17 protein-coding genes and 4 pseudogenes are annotated in these 22434 nt (G+C 61.8%); 7 read left to right on the forward strand and 14 right to left on the reverse strand.

Annotated features, from left to right (window positions below):
* Window positions 1-327 precede the first annotated feature (327 nt).
* Window positions 328-900 (forward strand): GcrA family cell cycle regulator, encoded by a 573-nt coding sequence (locus ACQB61_RS13910; protein ID WP_430513100.1) that lies wholly within the window; start codon window positions 328-330, stop codon window positions 898-900.
* A 367-nt stretch (window positions 901-1267) separates the two neighbouring features.
* Here ACQB61_RS13910 and phoB read toward each other — a convergent pair.
* The 9 genes and pseudogenes from phoB to ACQB61_RS13955 all read right to left on the reverse strand — a co-directional run bounded on the left by phoB (window position 1268) and on the right by ACQB61_RS13955 (window position 11045).
* Window positions 1268-1965, reverse strand: a pseudogene (gene phoB, locus ACQB61_RS13915) (phosphate regulon transcriptional regulator PhoB).
* 33 nt (window positions 1966-1998) lie between these two features.
* Complete coding sequence (gene phoU / locus ACQB61_RS13920; RefSeq protein WP_430513101.1) at window positions 1999-2709, reverse strand: phosphate signaling complex protein PhoU; 711 nt, start codon at window positions 2707-2709, stop codon at window positions 1999-2001.
* A gap of 39 nt (window positions 2710-2748) precedes the next feature.
* The gene (gene pstB / locus ACQB61_RS13925; protein ID WP_430514373.1) at window positions 2749-3549 is read right to left on the reverse strand and encodes a phosphate ABC transporter ATP-binding protein PstB; all 801 of its coding nucleotides are present in this window, start codon (window positions 3547-3549) and stop codon (window positions 2749-2751) included.
* Between the two features lie 20 nt (window positions 3550-3569).
* Window positions 3570-4916: a phosphate ABC transporter permease PstA gene (pstA, locus tag ACQB61_RS13930; RefSeq protein ID WP_430513102.1), complete on the reverse strand. Its 1347-nt coding sequence runs from the start codon at window positions 4914-4916 to the stop codon at window positions 3570-3572.
* Complete coding sequence (gene pstC / locus ACQB61_RS13935) at window positions 4913-6382, reverse strand: phosphate ABC transporter permease subunit PstC (RefSeq protein ID WP_430513103.1); 1470 nt, start codon at window positions 6380-6382, stop codon at window positions 4913-4915. The genes pstA and pstC overlap by 4 nt, the downstream gene beginning before the upstream one ends.
* A 69-nt stretch (window positions 6383-6451) precedes the next feature.
* A complete protein-coding gene (locus tag ACQB61_RS13940; RefSeq protein WP_430513104.1) occupies window positions 6452-7492 on the reverse strand; it encodes a substrate-binding domain-containing protein in 1041 nt (346 codons plus the stop codon).
* 343 nt (window positions 7493-7835) lie between these two features.
* Window positions 7836-8849, reverse strand: a complete 1014-nt coding sequence (locus tag ACQB61_RS13945; RefSeq protein ID WP_430513105.1) for a substrate-binding domain-containing protein — start codon at window positions 8847-8849, stop codon at window positions 7836-7838.
* 131 nt (window positions 8850-8980) lie between these two features.
* Window positions 8981-10321: an ATP-binding protein gene (locus ACQB61_RS13950; protein ID WP_430513106.1), complete on the reverse strand. Its 1341-nt coding sequence runs from the start codon at window positions 10319-10321 to the stop codon at window positions 8981-8983.
* A 280-nt stretch (window positions 10322-10601) separates the two neighbouring features.
* Entirely contained in the window at window positions 10602-11045 is a 444-nt protein-coding gene (locus ACQB61_RS13955) for a hypothetical protein (protein ID WP_430513107.1), read from the reverse strand.
* 239 nt (window positions 11046-11284) lie between these two features.
* On the opposite strand from ACQB61_RS13955, the pseudogene ACQB61_RS13960 reads away from it, so the two are divergent.
* Window positions 11285-12196: pseudogene (locus ACQB61_RS13960) on the forward strand (MBL fold metallo-hydrolase).
* Window positions 12197-12205: 9 nt separating this feature from the next.
* Here ACQB61_RS13960 and ACQB61_RS13965 read toward each other — a convergent pair.
* Both ACQB61_RS13965 and ACQB61_RS13970 read right to left on the reverse strand, forming a co-directional pair.
* Window positions 12206-13171, reverse strand: coding sequence for a DUF1499 domain-containing protein (locus tag ACQB61_RS13965; RefSeq protein WP_430514374.1), 966 nt, complete (start codon window positions 13169-13171; stop codon window positions 12206-12208).
* Between the two features lie 130 nt (window positions 13172-13301).
* Window positions 13302-14033, reverse strand: coding sequence for an HAD family hydrolase (locus ACQB61_RS13970; RefSeq protein WP_430513108.1), 732 nt, complete (start codon window positions 14031-14033; stop codon window positions 13302-13304).
* 460 nt (window positions 14034-14493) lie between these two features.
* Between ACQB61_RS13970 and ACQB61_RS13975 the strand changes: the two genes are divergently transcribed.
* Window positions 14494-14643, forward strand: a complete 150-nt coding sequence (locus tag ACQB61_RS13975; RefSeq protein ID WP_430513109.1) for a hypothetical protein — start codon at window positions 14494-14496, stop codon at window positions 14641-14643.
* Between the two features lie 181 nt (window positions 14644-14824).
* Window positions 14825-15799 (forward strand): magnesium transporter CorA family protein, encoded by a 975-nt coding sequence (locus ACQB61_RS13980; RefSeq protein ID WP_430513110.1) that lies wholly within the window; start codon window positions 14825-14827, stop codon window positions 15797-15799.
* 26 nt (window positions 15800-15825) lie between these two features.
* On the opposite strand, the gene pdxH is transcribed toward ACQB61_RS13980, so the two are convergent.
* The gene (gene pdxH / locus ACQB61_RS13985) at window positions 15826-16473 is read right to left on the reverse strand and encodes a pyridoxamine 5'-phosphate oxidase (protein WP_430513111.1); all 648 of its coding nucleotides are present in this window, start codon (window positions 16471-16473) and stop codon (window positions 15826-15828) included.
* Between the two features lie 68 nt (window positions 16474-16541).
* On the opposite strand from pdxH, the gene ACQB61_RS13990 reads away from it, so the two are divergent.
* Window positions 16542-17000 carry an RT0821/Lpp0805 family surface protein gene (locus ACQB61_RS13990; RefSeq protein WP_430513112.1) on the forward strand — a complete coding sequence of 153 codons (459 nt, stop codon included), beginning with the start codon at window positions 16542-16544 and terminating at the stop codon, window positions 16998-17000.
* A gap of 143 nt (window positions 17001-17143) precedes the next feature.
* Window positions 17144-18123, forward strand: a pseudogene (locus tag ACQB61_RS13995) (DnaJ C-terminal domain-containing protein).
* Window positions 18124-18347: 224 nt separating this feature from the next.
* On the opposite strand, the gene ACQB61_RS14000 reads toward ACQB61_RS13995, so the two are convergent.
* Complete coding sequence (locus ACQB61_RS14000; RefSeq protein WP_430513113.1) at window positions 18348-19094, reverse strand: crotonase/enoyl-CoA hydratase family protein; 747 nt, start codon at window positions 19092-19094, stop codon at window positions 18348-18350.
* Between the two features lie 40 nt (window positions 19095-19134).
* Window positions 19135-20923, reverse strand: a pseudogene (locus ACQB61_RS14005) (acyl-CoA dehydrogenase).
* 188 nt (window positions 20924-21111) lie between these two features.
* Between ACQB61_RS14005 and ACQB61_RS14010 the strand changes: the two are divergent.
* Window positions 21112-22098, forward strand: coding sequence for an L-threonylcarbamoyladenylate synthase (locus tag ACQB61_RS14010; protein ID WP_430513114.1), 987 nt, complete (start codon window positions 21112-21114; stop codon window positions 22096-22098).
* Window positions 22099-22434 lie beyond the last annotated feature (336 nt).

Raw genomic sequence — 22434 nt, forward strand, 5'->3', positions numbered from 1 at the left:
TCACAGGCGGCACACCGAACAAGGACCGTTTATACAACGGTCTAGCATGGGGGTGTCAATGCAAATGGCGCATTTCCGCCATTACCGCAGATGGTAAAAGTCAACCCCGGTTATCTGGGGAAAAGTCGTTTCGTCCCCGGTTCATGTTTGCCCCCAACTTGCCTCGCCTTCGCCGCCCATTGTAGTGTCCAACCAGTCGGATACGACATGTCGTGCTGTAGTTCACCAAATCATACTGGATATGGCCACTAAGGCGCGGAACACGCGTGCCTTAATTCATGGTTAATGCGTAAAATTCTACAGCCGCAAACGTACGGGGTGCGACAGATGAGCTGGACTGACGAACGCGTAGATCTCTTGAAGAAGCTTTGGACGGACGGTCTGAGTGCGAGCCAGATTGCTGCCGAGCTTGGCGGCATCACGCGCAACGCTGTCATCGGCAAGGTTCACCGCCTTGGCCTTTCGGGCCGTGCCAAAACGGCAGCCCCTGTCACCAAGCAGCGCCGCCCGCGTACGGCCACTGCGCCGGTTTCTGCAACGGCTGCGCCACAGCAGACCATGGTGCAGGCGACCTCCACGATCCGTACGCCTTCGGCTGCCACGCCGCAGATGCGCGGCGCTACGGCCCTGAAGATGGCACCGCAGGAAGATGTGGCCATCGACGTGGAAGCAGCCCCGCTGGCCGAGCTGGTGCCCTTCACCGAGCGCGCCACGATCCTCACCCTCACCGAGCGCACATGCAAATGGCCGATCGGTGATCCGTCCTCTTCCGATTTCTATTTCTGCGGCCGCCATTCGGAGCCTGGCGTTCCCTATTGCCCGCAGCACTGCCGGATTGCCTACCAGCCGGTCAATGACCGCCGCCGCGCAGCTCCGGACAAGAAAGCCCTTCGCGGCTGATGCTTTTGAGGGGGCCAACCAGCACCCCAAACGGCTCCCTCGCCCAATCAAGCCTGCCCGCTGCGGCAGGCTTTTTGTTGGCCAGACGCAGTGGCATTTTTTCTGAAAGACATCGAACGGCAACGCAAAGGCTCTGTCAGAGCGGCCGTGAACCGGCATGGAAACGTCACCGGAGTCATCCCGGTTTGCCGCACAGCGGCAAGACCGGGATCCAGTCCCCCTGAGTGTGAGATTTGCAGACCGGGCGTACTGGATCCCCACTTTCTTCGGGATGACAAGGCGGGTGACGGCGGCGCAGCATGCATCTCAAAAGCAAAAAGGCCCGCACGAATGGCGGGCCTTTTCAAAATAACTACAGCAGAGCCGATCAGCTGGCCACGGCAAACTGGTCGTTGAAGGCGTAACCCGCGCCACGCACGGTGCGGATCGGGTCCTTCACCTTGCCCTTGTTGATCGCCTTGCGCAGGCGCCCGACGTGAACGTCAACGGTGCGCTCGTCCACATAAACGTCATGCCCCCACACACCATCCAGCAGCTGCTCGCGGGAGAAGACACGGCCGGGTGAGGTCATCAGGAACTCCAGCAGGCGGAACTCCGTCGGCCCCAGATGGATCTCCTTGCCATTGCGGCGGACCCGGTGGGTTTCCTTGTCGAGCTCCAGGTCACCGGACCGCAGCATGGTCGACACCACTTCCGGACGGGCCCGGCGCAGGATGGCACGCACGCGCGCCATCAGCTCGGGGATCGAGAAGGGCTTCACCACATAGTCGTCTGCGCCCGTGGCCAAGCCACGAATACGCTCGGCCTCCTCGCCGCGTGCCGTCAGCATGATGATCGGCAGGCGCTCGGTCTCGGAGCGGGCCCGGACCCGGCGGCAAAGTTCGATGCCCGAGAGCCCCGGCAGCATCCAGTCGAGCAGCAGGAGGTCCGGCTGCGTTTCCCGCAGCCGGATTTCGGCATCGTCCCCCGGTCACAGGAGTCGACGTCATAACCTTCCGCTTCCAGGTTGTAGCGCAGCAGGAGGCTCAGGGGCTCTTCGTCTTCAACGATAAGAACCTTCGGCATGGCAGTATGCTCCGGAGATCACTGGCAGGCGGATCAGGCGCCTTCGTTCTCGGCAATGCCCATCTCGTCGATCTTCCGGCGGGCTTCCAGCAGCTGGTCACCCGTCACCATGAAGTAGACGTTTTCGGCGATGTTCGTGGCATGGTCACCAATGCGCTCGATGTTCTTGGCACAGAACAACAGATGGGCACACTGGGTGATCTTGCGCGGATCTTCCATCATGTAGGTCAAGAGCTCGCGGAACAGCGAGGTGTAGATGGCATCCACTTCATCATCGCGCTCGCGCACAGCCCTGGCGGCTTCGGCATCGCGGCCCGTATAGGCATCCAGCACCGACTTGAGCTGGTTGAGTGCCAGATCGGACATATGTTCGACACCGAATGCGGCCTTCTTGGAATTGAAGATACCGTCGATGGCGATGACACGCTTGGCGATGTTCTTGGCCAGGTCGCCGACGCGTTCCAGATCGTTGGCAATGCGGCCTGCGGCCATGATCTCACGCAGGTCCTGTCCCATCGGCTGGCGCAGGGCGACGATACGGATGAACTTCGCCTCGATTTCCTGCTGCATCTCGTCCAGCTTGGCATCAGCCTGAACTGTCGCCTGCGCCTTGGCCAGATCATGCGTCAGCAGGGCGGAGACCGCGTCATTCACCAGCTTCTCGGCAAGGCCACCCATTTCCGCAACGCGGCCGGCCAGTGCGCGCAGTTCCTCGTCATACGAGCTGACAATGTGCTCCGACATGTCGTGTTCCTCTCAAATTCTAGAGCGCAAGATCCGTTATCAGCCGAAACGGCCGGTGATGTAATCCTGCGTGCGCTTGTCCTGCGGATTGGTGAAGATGTCCTGCGTTGCCCCTTCCTCGACCAGATTGCCGAGATGGAAGAAGGCGGTGCGCTGGGACACGCGTGCGGCCTGCTGCATGGAGTGCGTCACGATCACGATGGTGAAGTTGGTGCGCAGCTCGTCGATCAGCTCCTCAACCTTGGCGGTGGCGATCGGATCAAGGGCCGAGCAGGGCTCGTCCATGAGGATCACTTCGGGGCTGACGGCAATGGCACGGGCAATGCAGAGGCGCTGCTGCTGGCCGCCGGACAGGCCCGTCCCGGGCGCATCAAGGCGGTCCTTCACTTCGTTCCACAGACCGGCCTTCTGCAGCGAGGCAGATACGATCTCATCCAGTTGCGCCTTGTTCTTGGCAAGACCGTGGATGCGCGGGCCGTAAGCCACGTTCTCGTAGATCGACTTGGGGAACGGGTTCGGCTTCTGGAACACCATACCGACCTTGGCGCGCAGCTGCACCGGATCGACCTTCGGGTCGTAGATGTTCTCACCGTCGATCAGAATGTCACCTTCGACGCGGCAGATGTCGATGGTGTCGTTCATGCGGTTGAGGGTTCGCAGGAACGTGGACTTGCCACAGCCCGAGGGGCCGATGAAGGCCGTGACCGAGCGCGGAGCAATGTTGATGTCCACGTCCTTGATGGCGTGCTTGTCGCCGTAATAGACCTGAACCTTACGGGCGGAAATCTTGGTCTCGTTCATGATGCCGGCTTTCGTCGAAACAATCGTGGACATGTTCATGTCGTTCATGGCGGGCCTCCTTACCACCGGCGCTCGAAGCGGCGGCGCAGGATGATGGCAATGATGTTCATGACCATTAGGAACACCAGCAGGATGATGATGCCGCCCCAGGCCCGCTCATAGAATGCAGGGTCCGCGCGCTTGGCCCATTCGTAGATCTGGGCCGGCATGGCGGAGTTGGGAGACAGGAAGCCTGCGGCAAAGCCATCCGGATAGTTGGAGGCGATGAAGCCGACCATGCCGATGAGCAACAGGGGCGCCGTCTCACCCAGAGCCTGGGCAAGGCCAATGATCGTGCCAGTCAGGATGCCCGGCATGGCCAGCGGCAGGACGTGGTGGAACACGGACTGCATCTTGGAGGCGCCAATGCCAAGGGCTGCATCACGGATGCTCGGCGGCACGGCCTTGAGGGCGGCACGCGTCGAGATGATGATGGTCGGCAGCGTCATCAGCGTCAGAACCAGACCGCCAACCAGAGGCGCAGACTGCGGCAGATGCGCAAACTGGATGAAAGCAGAGAGGCCGAGGATACCGAACACGATGGAAGGAACGGCCGCGAGGTTCGCAATGTTCACTTCGATGAGGTCAGTGAAGCGGTTCTTCGGAGCGAACTCTTCCAGATAGATCGAGGCTGCCACACCAATCGGCAGAGCCAGCACCAGCACGACGATCATCATGTAGAGAGAGCCAAGCATGGACAGACCAAGGCCGGCCTTCTCGGGACGGGAATCTGACGCATCAGACCCCAGGATGAAGTCCCAGTTGAACTTCTTCACCACCGTGCCAGCCGCTTCCAGCTTGTCGATGATATCCAGATGGGCGGCATCCAGGTTCTTGTCGTTGACCAGCGCAGCGCGGGTCACGCGGCCCTTCAGGTAGCCATCGACACGGGATGAGGCGTAGAAGTCGAAGGAGACCGTCTTGCCGATGTCCTGCGGGTTGGCGAGAACGAACTCGCGCAGCTGCGCGGCAGCGCCGGACGACAGCATCTTGCGCAGGTCAGCCGGCTTCATGTCCGACTGGATGCCAGCATTAGCGAGCTTCTCTGCCAGCGCCTTGTCGATCATCTCATTGTACTTCGAGGTCTTGACCACCGAAGCCTCGGCCGCGGTAATGGCCTGCTCCTGCAGGGGAATCGAGACCGAGATGAAAGTCTGCGAGAAGGCGGAGAGGCCGTTCGTCAGGATGGCATAGAGCAGCGCCACCAGAAAGAAGAGGCCAATGGCAATGGCAACGATGCCATAGATCTTGAACCGGGCTTCGGTGGCATTGCGCTTGCGCGTCAGGGGGCTGACATGCAGCAGCGAGGTGGCCGCAGCCGGGCGGCTGTCAGAAGCCGCGAGGTTTTCAGCGGTCGCGTCGGTCATTCGTACTGCTCCCGGTACTTGCGCACGATAATGAGGGCGATGATGTTCAGGCCCAGCGTGATGACGAAGAGCGTCATGCCGAGTGCGAAGGCGACAAGCGCTTCCGGTGAGGCAAAGTCGGCATCACCCGTCAGCTGGCTGACGATCTTGGCCGTCACCGTTGTCATGGCATCGAAAGGATTGAGGCTGAGCTTGGCCGCAGCACCGGCACCGAGAACCACGATCATGGTCTCGCCAATGGCACGCGAGGCCGCCAGCAGGAAGGCGCCGACAATACCCGGCAAGGCTGCGGGCAGGATCACCCGCTTCACAGTTTCGGAATGGGTTGCACCAAGGCCCAGGGAACCATCCCGCAGGGACTGGGGCACCGCGTTGATGATGTCGTCCGAGAGGGAACTCATGAACGGGATCAGCATGATGCCCATCACGATGCCAGCCGTCATGACGGCAGTGCCACCCTGCATCCAGCCAAGTCCGAGTGCCCCGCCCTCACCGAAGAGATCGACCAGCAGCGGGCCAACCGTCAGCAGTGCGAAAAGGCCGTAGACGATCGTCGGAATTCCGGCAAGCACTTCGAGCAGCGGCTTGGCGACGGAGCGAACCATCGGACTGGCGTATTCCGAGAGATAGATGGCCGCAAAGAGGCCAACTGGAACGGCAACCGCCAGAGCGATGAAGGAGATGTAGAAGGTCGCCCACATCAGCGGCAGTATGCCGAGCGAGGAACCGCCGCCGAAGCTGGGGCTCCAGGTCAGGCCGAAGAAGAAGTCGGCAGCCGGATAGCGCTCGAAGAACGCCCAGGTGTTGAACACCAGTGAAAGGAAGATGCCCACCGTCGTCAGGATCGCGATGGAGGCCGCAGCAATCAGCATGCCGGTGACGATGGTCTCGACCCGGTTACGAGCCCAGAAATCTCCGCGCGCCTTGGACAGGCCATAAGCCAGCCCGGCCAGCGCCACTGCAATCACGACGATGCTGCGGTAGAGATCCCCAGCGGCAGCCATGGTGCGGTAGACCTGCGCGGCACGAAGCGTCTCGGAGGAAACATCAGAGCCAAGGGCAACCCCCACCTCGCCGAGGCGGCCACGTACATCCGTCAGCTCCACGCGGACAGAAGAGGCCTGCTCTTCGCTCATGGCACCCTGGGCAACAGCCGCATCAAGGCCGCTTGCCACGCGGCGCACATCGCTCATCACCAGATCCAGCGAGCTGGCGGCAACGGACTGCGGCGCAATCATCGAGGAAACGCGGCTGTTGATGACAGCAGGCTGAACCAGAAGCCAGACTGCAAGAGCAAAGAGCGCCGGCACCAGAACCATGAGAGAGGCGTGCCAGCCGTAGTAGCCGGGCAGCGAATGAAGGCCACGGCCGCCGCCGTTGGCACTGCTCAGCGCACGGGCGCGGCCGGCAAAGAAGCCGGAAGCAGCCATGGCAGCGATGATCAGAAGAACGATGGAGAGGGACATCAGAAAAAGCCTTGCCGGAAGCAATGACAGGAAGGGCGGCCGAAGCCGCCCCTCCAAGAACCATTGGGCTTACTGGCCCAGGGTCTTTTCGTCGGCAACCGCCTTCTGGACTTCAGCCAGCTTGGGGTCGGCAACGAGGCCGTACTGAGCGAGCGGGCCGGACGGACCAGCGATCTCGTCAGAGACGAAGAACTGGGCGAATTCCTTCAGGCCCGGGATCACGCCGATGTGAGCCTTCTTCACGTAGAAGAACAGCGGGCGGGAGACCGGATACTGGCCGGAAGCAATGGTTTCGACCGACGGAACAACGTCGTTCATGGTCGCAACCTGGAGCTTATCGGTGTTGTTCTCGTAGAAGGACAGACCGAACACGCCGATGCCATCCTTGTTGGCTTCGATGCGGGCGAGGGTCTCGGTGTAGTCACCGTCGATGTCCACGGAGACGCCATCAGTGCGCAGGGCGAGGCACTTCTTGGCAGCAGCCTTGTCGTCACCGCCAGCAGCAGCCTTGAAGGCTTCCAGAGCGCCGGAGTCCTTGCAGCCGTGTGCAATGACCTTCTCTTCAAACACTTCACGGGTGCCGTGCTTGGTGCCCGGGATGAAGGCGAGGATCGGCTGAGCCGGGAAGTTCGGGTTCACGTCGGCCCAGGTCTTGGCCGGGTTGGCGACGACCTTGCCGTCCACGACGACTTCAGCAGCCAGAGCCTTGAACCAGTCAGCCGGAGTGAAGGCGAACTTGTTGCCCTTGACGTCAGAGGCGAACACGATGCCATCGTAGCCGATGCGGACTTCGACGATGTCCTTGACACCGTTGGAAGCGCAGGTCTCGATTTCCGAGGTCTTGATCTGACGCGAAGCGTTGGCGATGTCGATGGTGTTCTCACCAACGCCTTCGCAGAACTTCTTCAGGCCAGCGGAAGAACCGCCAGACTCGACAACCGGGGTAGCGAAGTCGGTGTTTTCACCGAAAGCTTCAGCGACGATGGAGGCATAGGGCAGAACCGTCGACGAACCGGCGATCTGGATCTGGTCACGAGCCTGAGCGGCGCCGGCGACTGCGGTGGCGGCAACCGCGAGGGCAACCGTGCTTACGAGGGTTTTGAACTTCACTTGACCACTCCCTTTGAATGTCAAGGTTTTTGGGCGCGCCACCCAGCCTCCCCTGAGGCCCTGGCGACGAGCGGAACCTACCGGTCTCAGATGTGACTTCTATGTCAGTTCCATATCACTTTTGTGACAATTTAAGTCTTTGACAGATATGAATTATTTCAAGAACCCAGCCAAAAAGACCGCAGTTTTGTGACATATCCGGACGCAAGGCGCCGCCCCGGGCGGCATGACAGCGCAGGTCTGAGAGATTTTGTTTGCCGGCTGCAGCACAGAAGCTTTGGCCGTAGCGGCTCATGCCGAGGAAAACGGTACTGCACGGCGCGGCAATGCCGCCAAGGCAGCATCAATGAGCAGCTGCAAGCTCCCCGGCCAGCTTCTCGTTTTCAAGCCGCTGATGCTTCGGAAGCGGAATGAGGCCGATCATGGCGAGATAGCCGTCCGGCCCCAGCGCTTTTTCAGACGCAAATTCAAGGAGGTATTCCTCGAGCCCCGGGATTTTTCCCAGATGCTCCTTCTTGACGTAGAAATAAAGCGGCCGGGACAAAGGATAGGTCCCCGATGCAATCATCCCTGCGGACGGTTCAACACCCGAGATCCTGACAGGTTTCAGGCTGCCGCGGTTCCGTTCAAGGAAAGAGTAGCCAAAGATGCCCAGTGCCTTCGGATTCTGCTCCAGCATGGAAACAACGAGGTCATCGTTCTCGCCTGTCTCCAGAAAGGAGCCATCCTGCCGCAACGCATGACAGGCTGCGCCCTTCAGGCCAAGACTGCTCGCGTCCGCAATTGTTGCGCATCCCTGTTCCATGGCAATTTCAACGAATGTATCGCGGGTGCCGGAGGTGGGTGGCGGGCCGAGGATTTCAATACGCTTGTCGGGCAACGCACCGCTGATCTGACGCCAGGATTGAAAGGGGTTTTCCTGCAGCTTCCCCTCGACGGGAACCTTGCGGGCCAGCCCCAGAAACACCTGTTCGAGGGAAAGATCCATATCAGCCCCGGACACGGCGCCAGCAAGAACAATGCCGTCAAAGCCGAAGCGGATTTCAACCGGGGTTACGCCATTTGCGCGGCATTCCTCCAGCTCGGCCGGTTTCATCGGCCGCGAGGCATTTGCCACATCCGGCGTCGCATCCCCGGATCCGGCACAGAACAGCTTGATGCCGCCTCCGGTGCCGGTGGACTCGATGACCGGGAACTTTCCGCCATTTTGAAGGGAAACCTGTTCAGCGACCGCTGCCGCGAAGGGATAAACAGTCGACGAACCGACAATCTGAACCTTGTCACGCGCCTGTGCAGGCAGACACGCGCCCACGAGGACGGGCAGAAACAACGCAGCTCCAAGATAGCTTCTTGTCATGCTGATGATCTCCGGCGTGCAGCTCAAGCGGGGCCTTCATCCAGTGATGGCCGCTTCGGCGGGACTGCCTATAGCACATGTCCTAATGGCACGGTGTGAGAGTTCCATGACGCCCTGCGGTTTTTGATCGTTCAACGTGAAGCTGCGGCTCCGGTCTGTCCATCTGCGGGGAAGGTGATCGAGAATGCAGCACCCTCACCAGGCTGGCTTTCGATATCCAGCCGGGCCCGGTGCCGGGTGAGGATGTGTTTGACGATGGCAAGCCCAAGACCTGTGCCCTTCATGGCGCGGCTGGAGGCGACATCGACGCGGTAGAACCGCTCTGTCAGCCGCGGCAGATGCTCCGACGAAATGCCCTCGCCATAGTCCCTGACGGTCAGTACCCAGCCCTGCCCGCTTGCCTGCGGGCGGACAGATACATCCACACGCTTGCCGGTGCTCCCGTATTTCAACGCATTTTCCACGAGGTTTTCCGTCACCTGGATCAGCTCATCGCGGTCACCGCGGACCAGCGCCTCCTGCTCTGGCACCTCGATGTGCACTTCCAAGCCGAGTTCGCGGGCCAGCGGAGACAGGGCGTCATTGGTGTGGCGCACTGCCTCACACAGATCCACCAGCTTGTCCGGGCGCACATGGGCCTTGAGCTCGATGCGGGAGAGAGACAGAATGTCATCGATCAGCCTGCGCATCCGGTTCGCCTGTTCCAGCATGATGGCGAGGAACCGCTCCCGCGCCCGCTCGTCATCCTTCGCTGGTCCCTGCAGGGTTTCGATAAAGCCGGTCAGCGATGCCAGCGGCGTACGCAGTTCATGGCTGGCATTGGCGACAAAATCGGTGCGCATGCGCTCCAGGCGGCGCTGCTCGGTCAGATCACGCAGGGCCACCAGCAGGAAATCAGGCATGGCAGGTTCAGCCTGTCCCGGCTTCAGCGAGGGCAAATAGATCGGCGCGATACTGGCTTCAAACCAGGATTCAGTCGGCACTTTCTCCGCCCATTCGATCCGCTCCACCGTCCCCTGCGAGCGGGCACGGTCAAAGGCTTCAAGAAGGGAGGGCGTGCGCAGGCCGAAGGAAATCGGATCTCCTGGACGGACGGACGGATACTGATCGCGGGCAAGCGCATTCACATAGCGGGTGATGCCCCGGCCATCGGCAATGAAGCAAGGCATGGGCAGCGCGTCTGCCGTCACTTTGATGCCGGTTCCCGGCCACATCCGGCGCAGGTCGCGCTTGTTCTCAAGTTGCAGGGCGCGCGCAGCGTCGCTGCGGCGGGGGCCAAGAGCAGCAGCCAGAAACACGGCAAAAAACCCGCAAAGGACGGCCAGAAGCGGAACGGGGAAGATAGCCCAGAGCAAAATCAGCACGGCGCCTGCCGTGACCAGCACCCAGCGCGCATCCTTCAGCCGCTGCGACGGCCTGGCCTGCAGCTCGCGCGGAGGCAGCTTTTCGTCTTCAATCTGTGTCTCGGTCATTGCGAACCTGTGCCTGCTTCCGCCCCGCTGCCCACACGGGATATCATGAGCCGGTGAAATAACCCGGCTGTATGTCACTCACACGACAAATGCCAGATTAGCGTATCGAACCAACGTCCAGATGAATGTCCCGTGTCATTTTGACGGCATTTCACATGTTCCGCCGCCGCACGAAACGGCACGCGCCCCGTGCCCGCAAAAGGCTGAGAGGAGACAGGCCGTTGCAGCACGCCGGAAGGTACTCATCCAAAGGTGTTGTAGCGTGAAGCAGCTGCCTTCGTCAGGGCGGCCAGCAGGCGCGGCCAACCAGCCTCCGAGGCCATGAAAGCCCGGTAATCCTCGCTTGCGGCGCCATGGCGGATGAAATCTCCATGGGTGACCTCAAGCCGCGCCGCCTCCCCGCGTCGCGAAAGGACAGCACCACCCGGCTTGCCGCCGCAGGATCCGCAACCGGTTTTCCATCCGGTCCGATTTGCCAGGCGAGCCGCAGGTAGAGCGGCGCTTCAATGGACAGGACCGTGCCCCAGATGACCCGCCGGCCATCTTCATCCACCCGCGAACAGGCCCCGCCCAGATGCGGATCAATGATGACGTCCTTGGCGGACTGCCCGAAAAAGGGATCATGTCTCGGCCACCAGGAAGCGATCCTGTCCACAGTCAGGGCAAAGGCCGCTTCACGCTTGAGGGGCAGAACGGCTTCCAGGGAAAGAGCATGTTCGGGCATGAGGCCTTGTCTGTCCTTGTCTGGCAGGTCGCTGACACATGCCGCATCAACTTCCGCCGGCGGGAAGTCAGGCCGCACATGCCCTTTCTACCGGTCCTACATTACCGATTCATGCCAGTAGCGCCAATGCGGCAGGTCAATCCCGACGGGAGCCAGACCTGACAATCGCTTGACTTGACTTGGCCTGCACTGAACAGATGCAAAGGAACAGCCAGCCTGCCCTTTCAGAGAGACCGGTGATGACCAAACTGCAGCACGATCTTTCCTTCGATCCGCGCCATGGCGAGCCGGTGGAGGTGACCCCGGCATCCGCCGGCTGACTGTGAACAACCCCGGGCCTTTTACCTTTCACGGTACCAACACCTATCTGATTGGCGAGGCCGAAGTGGCCGTGCTGGATCCAGGCCCGGAGGATGAGGCCCATCTGCAGGCCATTCTCGCCGCAACCCGCGGCCAGAGCGTCACGGCGATTCTGGTCAGCCACACGCACAAGGATCACTCCCCTGCCGCCGCAAGGCTGGCCGCGCTCACCGGCGCGCCGGTTCTCGGCTGCGCGCCGCACCGGCCTGCACGAGCCCTGCATGGCAACGAGATCAACCCGCTGGATGCCAGCGCAGACATGGACTACCAGCCGGACCGGCAGCTTGCAGATGGTGAGCAGTTCACGATTGGCGGGCGCCTGTTCGAAGCGGTGGAAACCCCCGGCCACACCGCCAATCACCTTGCCTTTGCACTCCCTGACGAGGGCGTGCTGTTCTCGGCAGATCACGTGATGGCCTGGTCCACCTCAATCGTTGCGCCACCGGATGGATCGATGCAGGCCTATCTCCAGTCTCTGGACCGGATGATGGAGCGCGGTGAAAGCCTTTATCTGCCCGGTCACGGCGGCATTCTGCAAGGCGCGCAAGACTACATGGCAGCCCTGAAGGCGCACCGGATACAGAGAGGACGGCGATCCTCGGCGTGCTGCAGCGTCTTGGACAGTCCAGCATTCCGCAGATCGTTGAGGCCGTTTACACCGGTCTGGACCCGCGCCTGAAGGGGCGGCCGCCTTGTCCGTTTTTGCGCAGCTGGAGCGGCTGGTGGAGACGGGAGCGGCGCAATGCGATGGCGAGGCACGGCTCGAAGGGCTCTACAGAGCAGCGTCCTGAAAGCTGCTCCTAACCCTGCGTATCGTCACCCTGGTAGATCTCATCGAATTCCGGATCAGCAGCGGCAGGCTCCGGCGCCTGATAGGGCTTGAATCCGGGCAAAGGCACAGGCCGGTTCGCATCTTCTTGCGGCTGCTCGGTCAGGAATGGCAGTTCTTCAGCCTGAGCACGGGCCTCTTCGGCTTCCTCTTCAGTGACGTTGAGCCGGCCGATACTGCCGTAGGCCTCGGTCAATGCTGCATCGAGATCCCGGTAGAAACGGCGGATCTGCTGCGCATTGAAACCCAGGTCATGCACAGCGAAACGCGAGCTCGCCCTGACATCGAGGATGGATCCGGTCACATCTGGCTCCACACGCACTGAGATACCGGCAGGAAGCCCGATAAACGGAACCCGGGCGACCGCCTGCAACAGGCTGGGAGAATCGCGCATGTCAGGCTTCAGCTCGGTGACGATCTCCCAGCCGTTCTTTTCCATCACCTTGCGTACGGCTGCGTGCAGATCGACCGGCTCCAGCCGGAAGCGCCGCGAGACGATTTCCGGGTAGGCTTGCATCTGCAATGTGGCATCGAAGCGCGGGGGCGCGAGCGCATCACGGGCAGAAAGGGCTTCAACGGCCGGAGGCGGATCCGATGGGTCCGTGCTGATGTCATTGATCTGGGGAAACATGTTCCAGCCCGCTGCCAGCAGCGTCAGCGGCACCAGCAGGACAACGCCGTAAAACACCGCGCGCACGGCATCGCCGACGCCGGTTCCTCCACGCTGCCACCACAGGATAATGGCCGTGATGGCCAGACCAAGACCGGAGAGCCCGAGAGCGACCCCGAGCAGCAGGCTGAGTTCAAGCTGGTTGGCTGCAATGATCCCGCTTCGATAGGCGACGGCAGCGGCAAACAGCGTCGGAACGCCCATCGCCGCCATGAAGCGCGAGGCGCGTCCAAGCTCGGATCGCGGAACGGGATACCGCTTTCTCACCAACTGCTCTCCTGCCAGCCCAAATGGGCCTGTTGCCGGAATGGCCACCCGAAGGCAGCTTCCCTATCTGGGTGCCGTCTGTCACCGTCAAAAGCAAGAGCAGAAACGCCGTTCCTCGAAGCGAACCTGTTCAGTGCGCCGGCATCATCGCATCGAGCCAGTCCAGAAGGTCATCCAGACCGGTGAGAACATGGTCCGCATGGGGCGCCAGAACCTCTGCACCAATAGTGCCCGTGGCAACGGCCACCGCGACAGCACCGGCCTGACGGCCAGCGTGCATATCGTGAAGGCTATCCCCAACCATTGCGACCTCGTGCGGGTGCAGTCCGTTCTGCTCCTGGAAGGCCATGACCATGCCCGGCGCAGGCTTGGCGCCGAAACCGCTGTCATAGCCGTAGATCTGGGCAAAGCACTGTTCGATCCCCAGTGCGCGCATCTGGGCGCGGGCGGAGCTTTCCGTGTCGTTGGTGGCAATGCCGAGGATGTAGCCAGCCTCATGCAGCGTCCGGATTGTCGCTTCCAGCGCCGGGAACGGTGCAAGGCTTTCGAGGCCAAAGGCCTTCAGATGTGTCTCGATTTCACGCAGAAGCGCGGCAGTGTCGGCAATGCCCATCACCTGAGCCCATTCGCCAATAACCGCATCATTTGCGCCGGCAACGAAGGGGGAATGTGGCTCGAACAGGCCGGTTTCCAGATTGAAGGCAGTGATCCGCGCCAGCTCGGTCTTCACCAAAGCATTTCCGGCGGCCATCGTGTCGAGCAGCCGCGCGAAGGCGGGCGACCAGGTCTGCTGGAAATCGATTAGTGTCCCATCCTTGTCGAACAGGATTGCCTTGACCGGGGTTTGCGGCCGTATGCTCATGCCTTGCGTCTCCGATGCCCGGAGCCGGACACGAAAGGCCGGAGACGGGACCAAACTTCTGTTGCGGGCTGATTCCGCCCTTTTGCGCAGACAGACATGACTTGCCCGCCCATGCAAGACCCGACTGAACCAGGGACACGGTTTCCTTGGATTTTATCCCGCAGCATCCGTCGCTTTGCCTTTGCCGCCTTTGGAACGGCCATGCTGGGCATGGGCCGGTCCAAGGCGTGAGCGGATTGTAACAAGCCGACATTTTATTTGACCGGCATTTGCCTTCAACTCGCCCCACCGAGGGATTAAGTGTTTACCGGACGTAAACTGTCGAAGTTTACGTTTTATTCAGTGTCTTTCTCATGTGTTTTTCACTGGAAAGACAAGAAAAAGCCCGCGCGAAAGCCATATAGATGCCGCAATCGGGCATCACTGAGCGCGCCATTCAACACCCAACGGACCAGGAACAATGTCGACCCTTGCAAAGCAGACCTCGAAAGCCGCCACTGCCCCGAACCTTGCGGACCTCTACAAGCCCCTTGGCATTCAGGCTGTGACTGCTGCTGCCATGTGCGTCAAGCAGAGCAAGGCCGCCAAGGCCGGCTCCGCCCGCAAGTAACGCGCATGGGCGCCGATTTTTGAGCCGGGCATCTGAGGAGGGTGCCCGGCTCTTGCATTTTTGGGGCGCCTTTATTGCAGAACGCTGATTCACACGGGCCGGCGCCTGTCGTCTTTCTGTCATGGTGGAATCGTATGCGGCGTGGCATCGTCACCCCGGCGCATCGGGCGGGAGTTCCTTCATGATCATTGCATACACGCCAACCGCTGCCGCAATGGCCCGGGTGGAAGTCACCGGCAGCGCGCAGATCCCTCCGTCAGCTGTATGGATTGACCTGTTCAATCCAACCTTTGAAGAGCAGCGGCTCGCGGAAAAGCTGATGGGCGCGGAAATCCCGACGCGTGAAGAAATCTCCTCCATCGAAACGTCAGAGCGGCTTTATGAGGAGCCCGGCGCCATCGTCATGACGGCCGTCCTGCCCATGGCGGCGCGGATGCCGGATCCGCGCATGTCATCCGTCACATTCGTGCTCAGCGCCCGGCGCCTCGTGACCGTGCGCTACGGCGAGCCGCAATCGATTCAGACCTGCGCCCGCCGGGTGCAGCAGGATGGCACAATCCCCCGCAACGGGCCGGGTGTCCTGTTCGTGCTTCTGGACATCATATGCGACCGCTGTGCCGATGTGATGGAGGAAGCCTCCGATGCCTTCGACCGCATGTCGATGCATGTCTTCGAGGAAGGACTGAGTTCGCGAAAGGCGGAAACCTACCGGGCGGCGATCCGCACGCAGGGGCGCATCGGCCTGCAGGTGGCGCGCATGCATGATGTCTGCGCCAGCCTGACCCGGCTGTTCCTGTTCCTCGCCGCACGCTCTTCCCGGGTCAGCCTCACGGACGAGCAGGTGGCGGCCTGCAAGATGCTGGGCCGCGACATCCAGTCGATCAAGGAACACGCAGATGCAATGGATGCCAAACTGAGCTTCCTGCTGGACGCCACCGTTGGCCTCGTCAATCTGGAACAGAATCAGATCATCAAGATCTTCTCGGTTCTGGCTGTGGTGTTCCTGCCGCCGACCCTTATCGCTTCGATCTACGGCATGAACTTTGCGAAGATGCCCGAGCTGGAATGGGCCTGGGGCTACCCCTATTCGATCGGCCTGATGGTCTTGTCCATCCTGCTGACCTTCCTCTACTTCCGCTGGAAAAAGCTGCTCTGACAAGGGTCAGGGCAGCTTCCTGTGCCTCACGGATAGAGACGGGTTTTCGTCCATGCTTCGCCTTCCGATGTCCGGGTGAATTTCACCCGGTCATGCAGGCGGAACGGACGGTCGTGCCAGAACTCGATTTCTACCGGCACGATGCGCAGACCAGACCAATGGTCCGGACGGGGAATATCGCTGATGCCGAACTTGGCCGTGAAACGCGCGACTTCCTTTTCCAGCGCAAACCGGCTTTCCAGCGGCCGGGACTGCTTGGACGCCCAGGCGCCAATACGGCTGCCGCGCGGGCGGGACTTGTAATACTCGTCCGCCTCTTCAGCGCTGACCTGCGTGACCAGCCCGCGCACCCGCACCTGACGGCGCAAAGACTTCCAGTGGAAGCACATGGCGGCCTTGCCAGCCGACAGAAGCTCGCGCCCCTTGGCACTCTCCAGATTCGTGTAGAACACGAAGCCCCGTTCATCAAAATCCTTCAACAGCACCATGCGCACATTCGGCAATCCGCTGTCATCGACCGTTGCGACCGCTACGGCGTTGGGATCATTGATCTCTTTCTCCGTGGCGTCCGCAAGCCATTCAGCAAAAAGCTGAAATGGCTCCGCTACTTCCGTGAAGTCACCTTTTGTTAACGCTTCCGGGGAGTGTTTACTGTATGGGTCATCGGCTTTCACGACTGCTTCTGATGGGCGCTTTGCCTCCGGGCGGTATAGTCCGACCCGGGGAAAGAAGGGCTTTTGTGATGCGTAACCTTTCATATCCCCGGCCGCTTTCCAAGCGGCTGGTTCCGCTTGGCGTGATTTTGTCGCTGGGCTGGCTTGCAGCTGGCTGCGCGCAGACCTCCGCACCCATTGGCACGAACGACATGGTCACGCCGTTGGATCTGACCAACTCCATCAGTGGCATGCCCACGGATGCCAGTGCAGGCGTCGATGCGACAGACCGCCAGGTCATCGCTCTGGCCCTTGCCGGAACAGCCCCTTCAGGGGGCGGCGAAGTCGAAATTCCCTGGCTCAACCCTGAAAGCGGCAACTCCGGCACCATCACCAAAGTGTCAGGTGAAGGAGAGCAAGTGCCCGGGTGCATGAGCTTCCGGACCACGGCCAATACAATTCAAGGCGTGAAGGCCTATGAGGGCAGCGCCTGCCGGGATGCCCGCCAGACCCTGGCCGTCATCAGCCTTGCTGCGCTTGGGGTTTGAAGAAGATATTCCCGTTCCCGCGTTGTATGAGCTACGTGCAAGCTTGTACTGGCATCATTTCCTGTCGCTTCCCATATGAGACGTGACTAAACTTATCAGTCGTCCGGATGCTCCGGGCGCCTTCACCACATAGCGGACCGACAATGAAAGACCCCTACTCCGTTCTTGGCGTAACCAAAACGGCAAGCGAAGCGGACATCAAACGGGCATTCCGCAAGCTTGCAAAGCAATATCACCCGGATCAGAACGCCAATGATCCGAATGCACAGGCTCGCTTTTCCGAGATCAACCAGGCCTATGAGATCGTGGGTGACAAGGAGAAGCGGCAGAAGTTCGACCGTGGCGAAATCGGCGCCGACGGCAAGCCGCGTTTTCAGGCCCACGGCTTTGAAGGCTTCGATGGCTTCCGCGAGAGCGCAGGTTCGCGCGGTGGCGGCGGCTTCACGGGCGGTGCCTTTGACGACATTCTCAACGACATTCTCGGCGGCTTTGGTGCGCGCCGGGGTGGCGCTGGCGCCGGGCCCGGTGCAGGCGCGGGAGCGCGTGGCTTTGCCGGGGATCCGGGCGCAGCACGCGGCGGCGGCCCCGCTCGGGCCAGACCGTCGAGATGATCGCGCAGGTCACCGTCGAGGAGCTGGGCCGTGACGGCAAGACACGCGTCACCCTGCCCAATGGCAAGACCATCGACATGAAGATCCCGGCAGGCACCGTGGAAGGCGACAAGATCCGGCTGCGCGGTCAGGGCCAGCCCGGCATCAACGGCGGGCCGGCAGGCGACGCAGTGATCGAGATCCGTCTCAAGCCGCACAAGCTGTTTGCCGTGAAAGGCCACGACATCTATCTCGATCTGCCCTTGGCGCTCTATGAAGCGGTTCTGGGGGCGAAGGTACGTACGCCCCTGCTCGACGGCGCAGCCTATCTCACCATCCCGCCGGGCTCCAGCAGCGGCAAGACCATGCGCCTCAAGGGCAAAGGCCTTCCGACCAAGAACGGCGGCCATGGCGACCTTCTGGTCCGCCTCGAAATCGTGCTGCCACCGCATGCCGACGAAGAGCTGGAAACGCTGATGAAGGCGTGGCGGGAAGTCACGCCCTACCCGGCACGGGGACCTGAGTTCGACTGATCGCGGCCCATACGGCACGACCGAAAATGATGCAGCCCGCCGGAGTGGTCCGGCGGGCTGCTGCCTTCAAGCATTCCCGGGCGTAGCCCCCGGACGGGGCAAAGCGCAGATCCGGACAGCGGCCTCTCTTTGGAAACGAGTGGGCCCCGGCTCAAAGGCCGGGGCGACGCCTGCGCAAGCTGCAAGGCAGCGTGTCCCGACAGAGCGGACTCAACACCTCCCGATTACCCCTTCGCCTTGCCCATGAAGGCTGCAAAGGCGGTAGCGGCTTCCGGGGAGGACAGGCGCTGGCCAAAGATGAGGGCCTCTTCGTCCATCCGCGCCAAAACCTCCGTGCGGTCTCCGCGCAGCAGACGGCGGGAGAGAGCCATGGCCTGCCGAGGCCGCGCGGCAATGCGGCTGGCGCAGTCAAAGGCAGCCGTTTCGAGATCAGCCTCGCTGACTACATGATTGACGATGCCCGCCTCGCGGGCCGCTTCCGCCGTGAAAGGATCGCCGAGGCACAGAAGCGCGAAAGCGCGCTGGTGGCCCATGATACGCGGTGCCAGCAGGCTGGAACCTGCTTCCGGCACCAGGCCAAGGTCGACAAACGGCGTGCGCAGCACCGTGCGGGGCGTTGCATAGACCATGTCACAGTGGAACAGCAGCGTGGTACCAACGCCGATGGCAAGCCCATCCACCGCTGCGACCAACGGCTTTTCCAGCCGGGAGAGGACAGACAGGAACTTCAGCACCGGCGTGTCCGACAGATCTCCCTGCGAAGCGTAACGCATGAAGTCGGCAATATCATTGCCCGCGGTGAAGGCGCCAGGTGAGCCGCTGATGAGGTGGCAGCCAATATCCGCGTCCGCCTCACCCGCCATCAACCCATCGACAAGGGCGAGGTACATCTCGCCGGTGATGGCATTCTTCTTGTCCGGCCGGTCGAACCTGACAAGGTTCACGCCATCCCTGCTTTCATGACGGATCATGCCGCCCTCCCCGCTTCATGTATCGCCGCAACCTCAGCCATCAGCCGATGCGGGCCGAAAGTGCCGCCGGATCAAAGGCAAGGATTGCGCCTGCTGCGCCGGTTACATCACCCGCAAGGCCTGCTGTCTCGCCAAGCAGCGTTTCGGCAAAGTGCCGTGCCAGCAGGCGGCGGTGGGCCTCTGCTGCCGGGTCCTGCCCATCAGCAGCCATCGCGCCCTTGACCAGCAGCACGCCGCCCAGCGCCAGCCCGGCCAGCCGCAGGTACGGCGTGGCACCCGCCAGCGCTTCCGCCACCCGGCCATCAGCCTGAGCCTGCTTCAGCCAGGCTGTCGCGGAGGACAGGCCGTCGAGAGCGGGCAGAAGATGGGCGGCAGTTGCCTTGATATCCTCATCCGATTGAGCTGCGGCGGCCTCAGCAATCGCTTTCAGTTCGGCAATAAACCCGTCCACATGCGCCCCGCCCTCCAGCGGCAGCTTGCGCTGCACGAGGTCGATCGCCTGAATGCCGTTGGTGCCCTCATAGATCGGCGCGATGCGGGCATCGCGCAGGTGCTGCGCAGCCCCCGTCTCCTCGATGAAGCCCATGCCGCCGTGAACCTGCACGCCGAGCGAAGCCGATTCCACGCCGAAGTCGGTGGACAACGCCTTGGCAATGGGCGTCAACAGCCCGGCGCGGCTGGCCCAATGCGCCCGCTCCTCCGGCGTCTTGGCAAGATGCGCCATGTCGATGGCATGAGCGCAGGAATAGCAAATGGCACGGGCAACCTGCGTGCGGGCCTGCATGGCCAGCAAGGTGCGCTTGATGTCCGGATGCAAGGCAATCGGGCTCATGCCCTCCCCTTGTCGCCCGGGGCGCGGCCCTGGCGGCGGTCCAGCGCATAGGCGAGCGCATGCTGGAAGGCCCGCTCAGAAACGCCCAGCCCCTGCACGCCCACCGCAAGGCGGGCGTTGTTCATCATGGTGAACATGCAGGCAAGGCCCCGGTTCTCTTCGCCAATCAGCCAGCCGGTGGCGCCGCCCTCATCCCCATAGATCATGGTGCAGGTGGGCGAGCCGTGGATGCCGAGCTTGTGCTCGATACCGGCGCAGCGCACATCATTGCGCGCGCCAGGCGAGCCATCCTCATTGACGAGGAATTTCGGCACCAGGAACAGCGAGATGCCGCGCGTGCCAGCGGGGCATCCGGCAGGCGCGCCAGAACCAGATGGATGATGTTGTCCGTCAGGTCATGCTCGCCATAGGTGATGAAGATCTTCTGCCCGAAGATACGGTAGCTGCCATCCGGATTGCGTTCCGCCCGCGCCTTCAACGCATTGAGATCAGACCCCGCCTGCGGTTCGGTCAGGTTCATGGTGCCCATCCACTCGCCGGAAACGAGTTTGGCGAGATACTTCTCCTGAAGCTCCGGCGCGGCATGCTTCTCCAGCGCTTCGACGGCGCCCATGGTCAGCGTGGGGCCGAGAGCAAAAGCCATAGAAGCGGAGTTCCAGATTTCCAGCGCCGCGATGTTCAGCATCACCGGCAGGCCCTGCCCGCCAAAATCAGCGCTGGCTGCGAGCGCATTCCAGCCGCCCTCGATCCAGTGATGATAGCAATCGCGCCAGCCTTCCGGAGTCGTGACATCGCCATTGACGAAGGGCGTGCCCTGCCGGTCGGCAACCTTGTTGAGCGGTGCAATCTCCTCAGCGGCAAACCTGCCAGCCTCTGTCAGAATGGCCTCGACCAGATCCTCGCCAAGCTCCTCCGCGCCATAGGCGTCCCGGACCTGCGGCAGTCCGGCCACATGCTTGAGCGTGAAGGCAATTTCGGCGAGCGGCGCGCGATACATCCTGTTTCTCCCTGATCCGGACGCGCTTGGAGCTTGACGCGGACCGCTGAAGTCCGCAAAAGCCGCGCATCTCATATGTCTCCTGCGAACGTATCGCAGTTTACGTAAACGTCAATACGTTACCCTGAGGCAGGCCGCGCCGTTTTCTGTTGGCACAGCGCAGCCGCCCCGGCTTCCGGAGCCCCAGAATGCAGCGCTGGCCGATCAATTTGAAGTCCACCGACTGGATGATGTCCGGCCTGCTTCAGCCTGTTGTTCAGGCGCTGGCCGAAGGCAAGCTGGTGGCCGTGCCAACGGAAACCGTCTACGGCCTTGCCGCCGACGCCACGAACGGGCGTGCCTGTGCAGGCATCTATGAAGCCAAGGGACGGCCGAGCTTCAATCCTCTCATCTCGCATGTGGAAAGCCTTGAAGCGGCGGAACGGCATGGCCTGTTTGATGAAAGGGCACGGGCGCTGGCCGCTGCCTTCTGGCCGGGGCCGCTGACCATGGTGGTGCCGCGCAATCCTGCTTCGCCCATCGCCAGCCTGACGACAGCCGGGCTCGACAGCGTCGCCCTGCGCGTCCCTGCCGCCCCCGTGATGCGCTGGCTGGCCAGCCAGCTTGGCCGCCCGCTGGCAGCGCCCAGCGCCAACCTGTCAGGGCGCATTTCCACCACGGATGCCGACGCGGTGATTACGGATCTTGGGGACAAGGTTGCCCATGTTCTTGATGCAGGCCCGTGCCCCATCGGCATCGAATCCACCATTGTCAGCCTGACCGGTGAGATCCCGGTGCTGCTGCGGCCCGGCGGCGTTCCGGCGGAAGAGATTGAAGCGGTGCTGGGCTGCCGCCTGATCCGCGCCGCCGCCGATGACCACGCCCCCCAGGCCCCCGGCATGCTGACCTCTCACTATGCTCCCTCTGCCGCCGTCCGGCTTGAGGCAAAAAGCATTGAAGCTGGTGAGGCCGCGCTGCTGTTTGGCCCCGTTGGCCTGCCCGGCGCAGAACAGGCAACGGCCAGCCTCAACCTCTCTCCCACTGGTGATCTTGTGGAAGCAGCAGCCAATCTCTTCTCGGCCCTGCGCCAGCTGGATGCGAGCGGGACCGCTGTCATTGCAGTGCAGGCGATCCCCGGCGAAGGACTGGGTGAGGCAATCAACGACAGGCTGCGCCGCGCAGCTGCCCCAAGGTGAGAAACCTCCAGGGCAGCTGGCGCGTCATACTGCTGAATTCTCATGGGCTAATCAGCGTAAGCATTTTGACTGCCTGACCATTTCGCCAATATCAGAACCACCTTGCACCGTTATTGAGCTGGCTTATGCACAGCCTGTCCGGCAGTTTTTACTGTAATCACCTGCGTGAGGCGGCACAGAATCGGCTACCAATAGTCTTGAGGACAGGAGATGCAGCGGACCTCCCCGAGCATAGCGATGCTCGCACCTTCAAAAGGACTTGACCTTGTGGCCAGGTCCTTTCTTTTGTCTCCCCTCAAGTCCCATTCTCCTCAGCAATCAGCGCAAGCATGACCT

It is taken from the genome of Pannonibacter phragmitetus, from assembly GCF_050510895.1.
In the GTDB taxonomy this organism is placed as follows: domain Bacteria; phylum Pseudomonadota; class Alphaproteobacteria; order Rhizobiales; family Stappiaceae; genus Pannonibacter; species Pannonibacter phragmitetus_B.

Excerpts from the sequence above, each read along its gene's own strand:
- ACQB61_RS14010 (WP_430513114.1), top strand. The coding sequence starts at position 21,112 with ATGCAGCGCTGGCCGATCAATTTGAAGTCCACCGACTGGATGATGTCC.
- ACQB61_RS13980 (WP_430513110.1), top strand. The coding sequence starts at position 14,825 with ATGATCATTGCATACACGCCAACCGCTGCCGCAATGGCCCGGGTGGAA.
- phoU (WP_430513101.1), bottom strand. The coding sequence starts at position 2,709 with ATGTCGGAGCACATTGTCAGCTCGTATGACGAGGAACTGCGCGCACTG.
- ACQB61_RS13950 (WP_430513106.1), bottom strand. The coding sequence starts at position 10,321 with ATGACCGAGACACAGATTGAAGACGAAAAGCTGCCTCCGCGCGAGCTG.
- pstB (WP_430514373.1), bottom strand. The coding sequence starts at position 3,549 with ATGAACATGTCCACGATTGTTTCGACGAAAGCCGGCATCATGAACGAG.
- ACQB61_RS14000 (WP_430513113.1), bottom strand. The coding sequence starts at position 19,094 with ATGATCCGTCATGAAAGCAGGGATGGCGTGAACCTTGTCAGGTTCGAC.
- ACQB61_RS13955 (WP_430513107.1), bottom strand. The coding sequence starts at position 11,045 with ATGCCCGAACATGCTCTTTCCCTGGAAGCCGTTCTGCCCCTCAAGCGT.
- ACQB61_RS13970 (WP_430513108.1), bottom strand. The coding sequence starts at position 14,033 with ATGAGCATACGGCCGCAAACCCCGGTCAAGGCAATCCTGTTCGACAAG.
- ACQB61_RS13975 (WP_430513109.1), top strand. The coding sequence starts at position 14,494 with ATGTCGACCCTTGCAAAGCAGACCTCGAAAGCCGCCACTGCCCCGAAC.
- pstA (WP_430513102.1), bottom strand. The coding sequence starts at position 4,916 with ATGACCGACGCGACCGCTGAAAACCTCGCGGCTTCTGACAGCCGCCCG.
- ACQB61_RS13910 (WP_430513100.1), top strand. The coding sequence starts at position 328 with ATGAGCTGGACTGACGAACGCGTAGATCTCTTGAAGAAGCTTTGGACG.
- ACQB61_RS13945 (WP_430513105.1), bottom strand. The coding sequence starts at position 8,849 with ATGACAAGAAGCTATCTTGGAGCTGCGTTGTTTCTGCCCGTCCTCGTG.
- pstC (WP_430513103.1), bottom strand. The coding sequence starts at position 6,382 with ATGTCCCTCTCCATCGTTCTTCTGATCATCGCTGCCATGGCTGCTTCC.
- ACQB61_RS13990 (WP_430513112.1), top strand. The coding sequence starts at position 16,542 with ATGCGTAACCTTTCATATCCCCGGCCGCTTTCCAAGCGGCTGGTTCCG.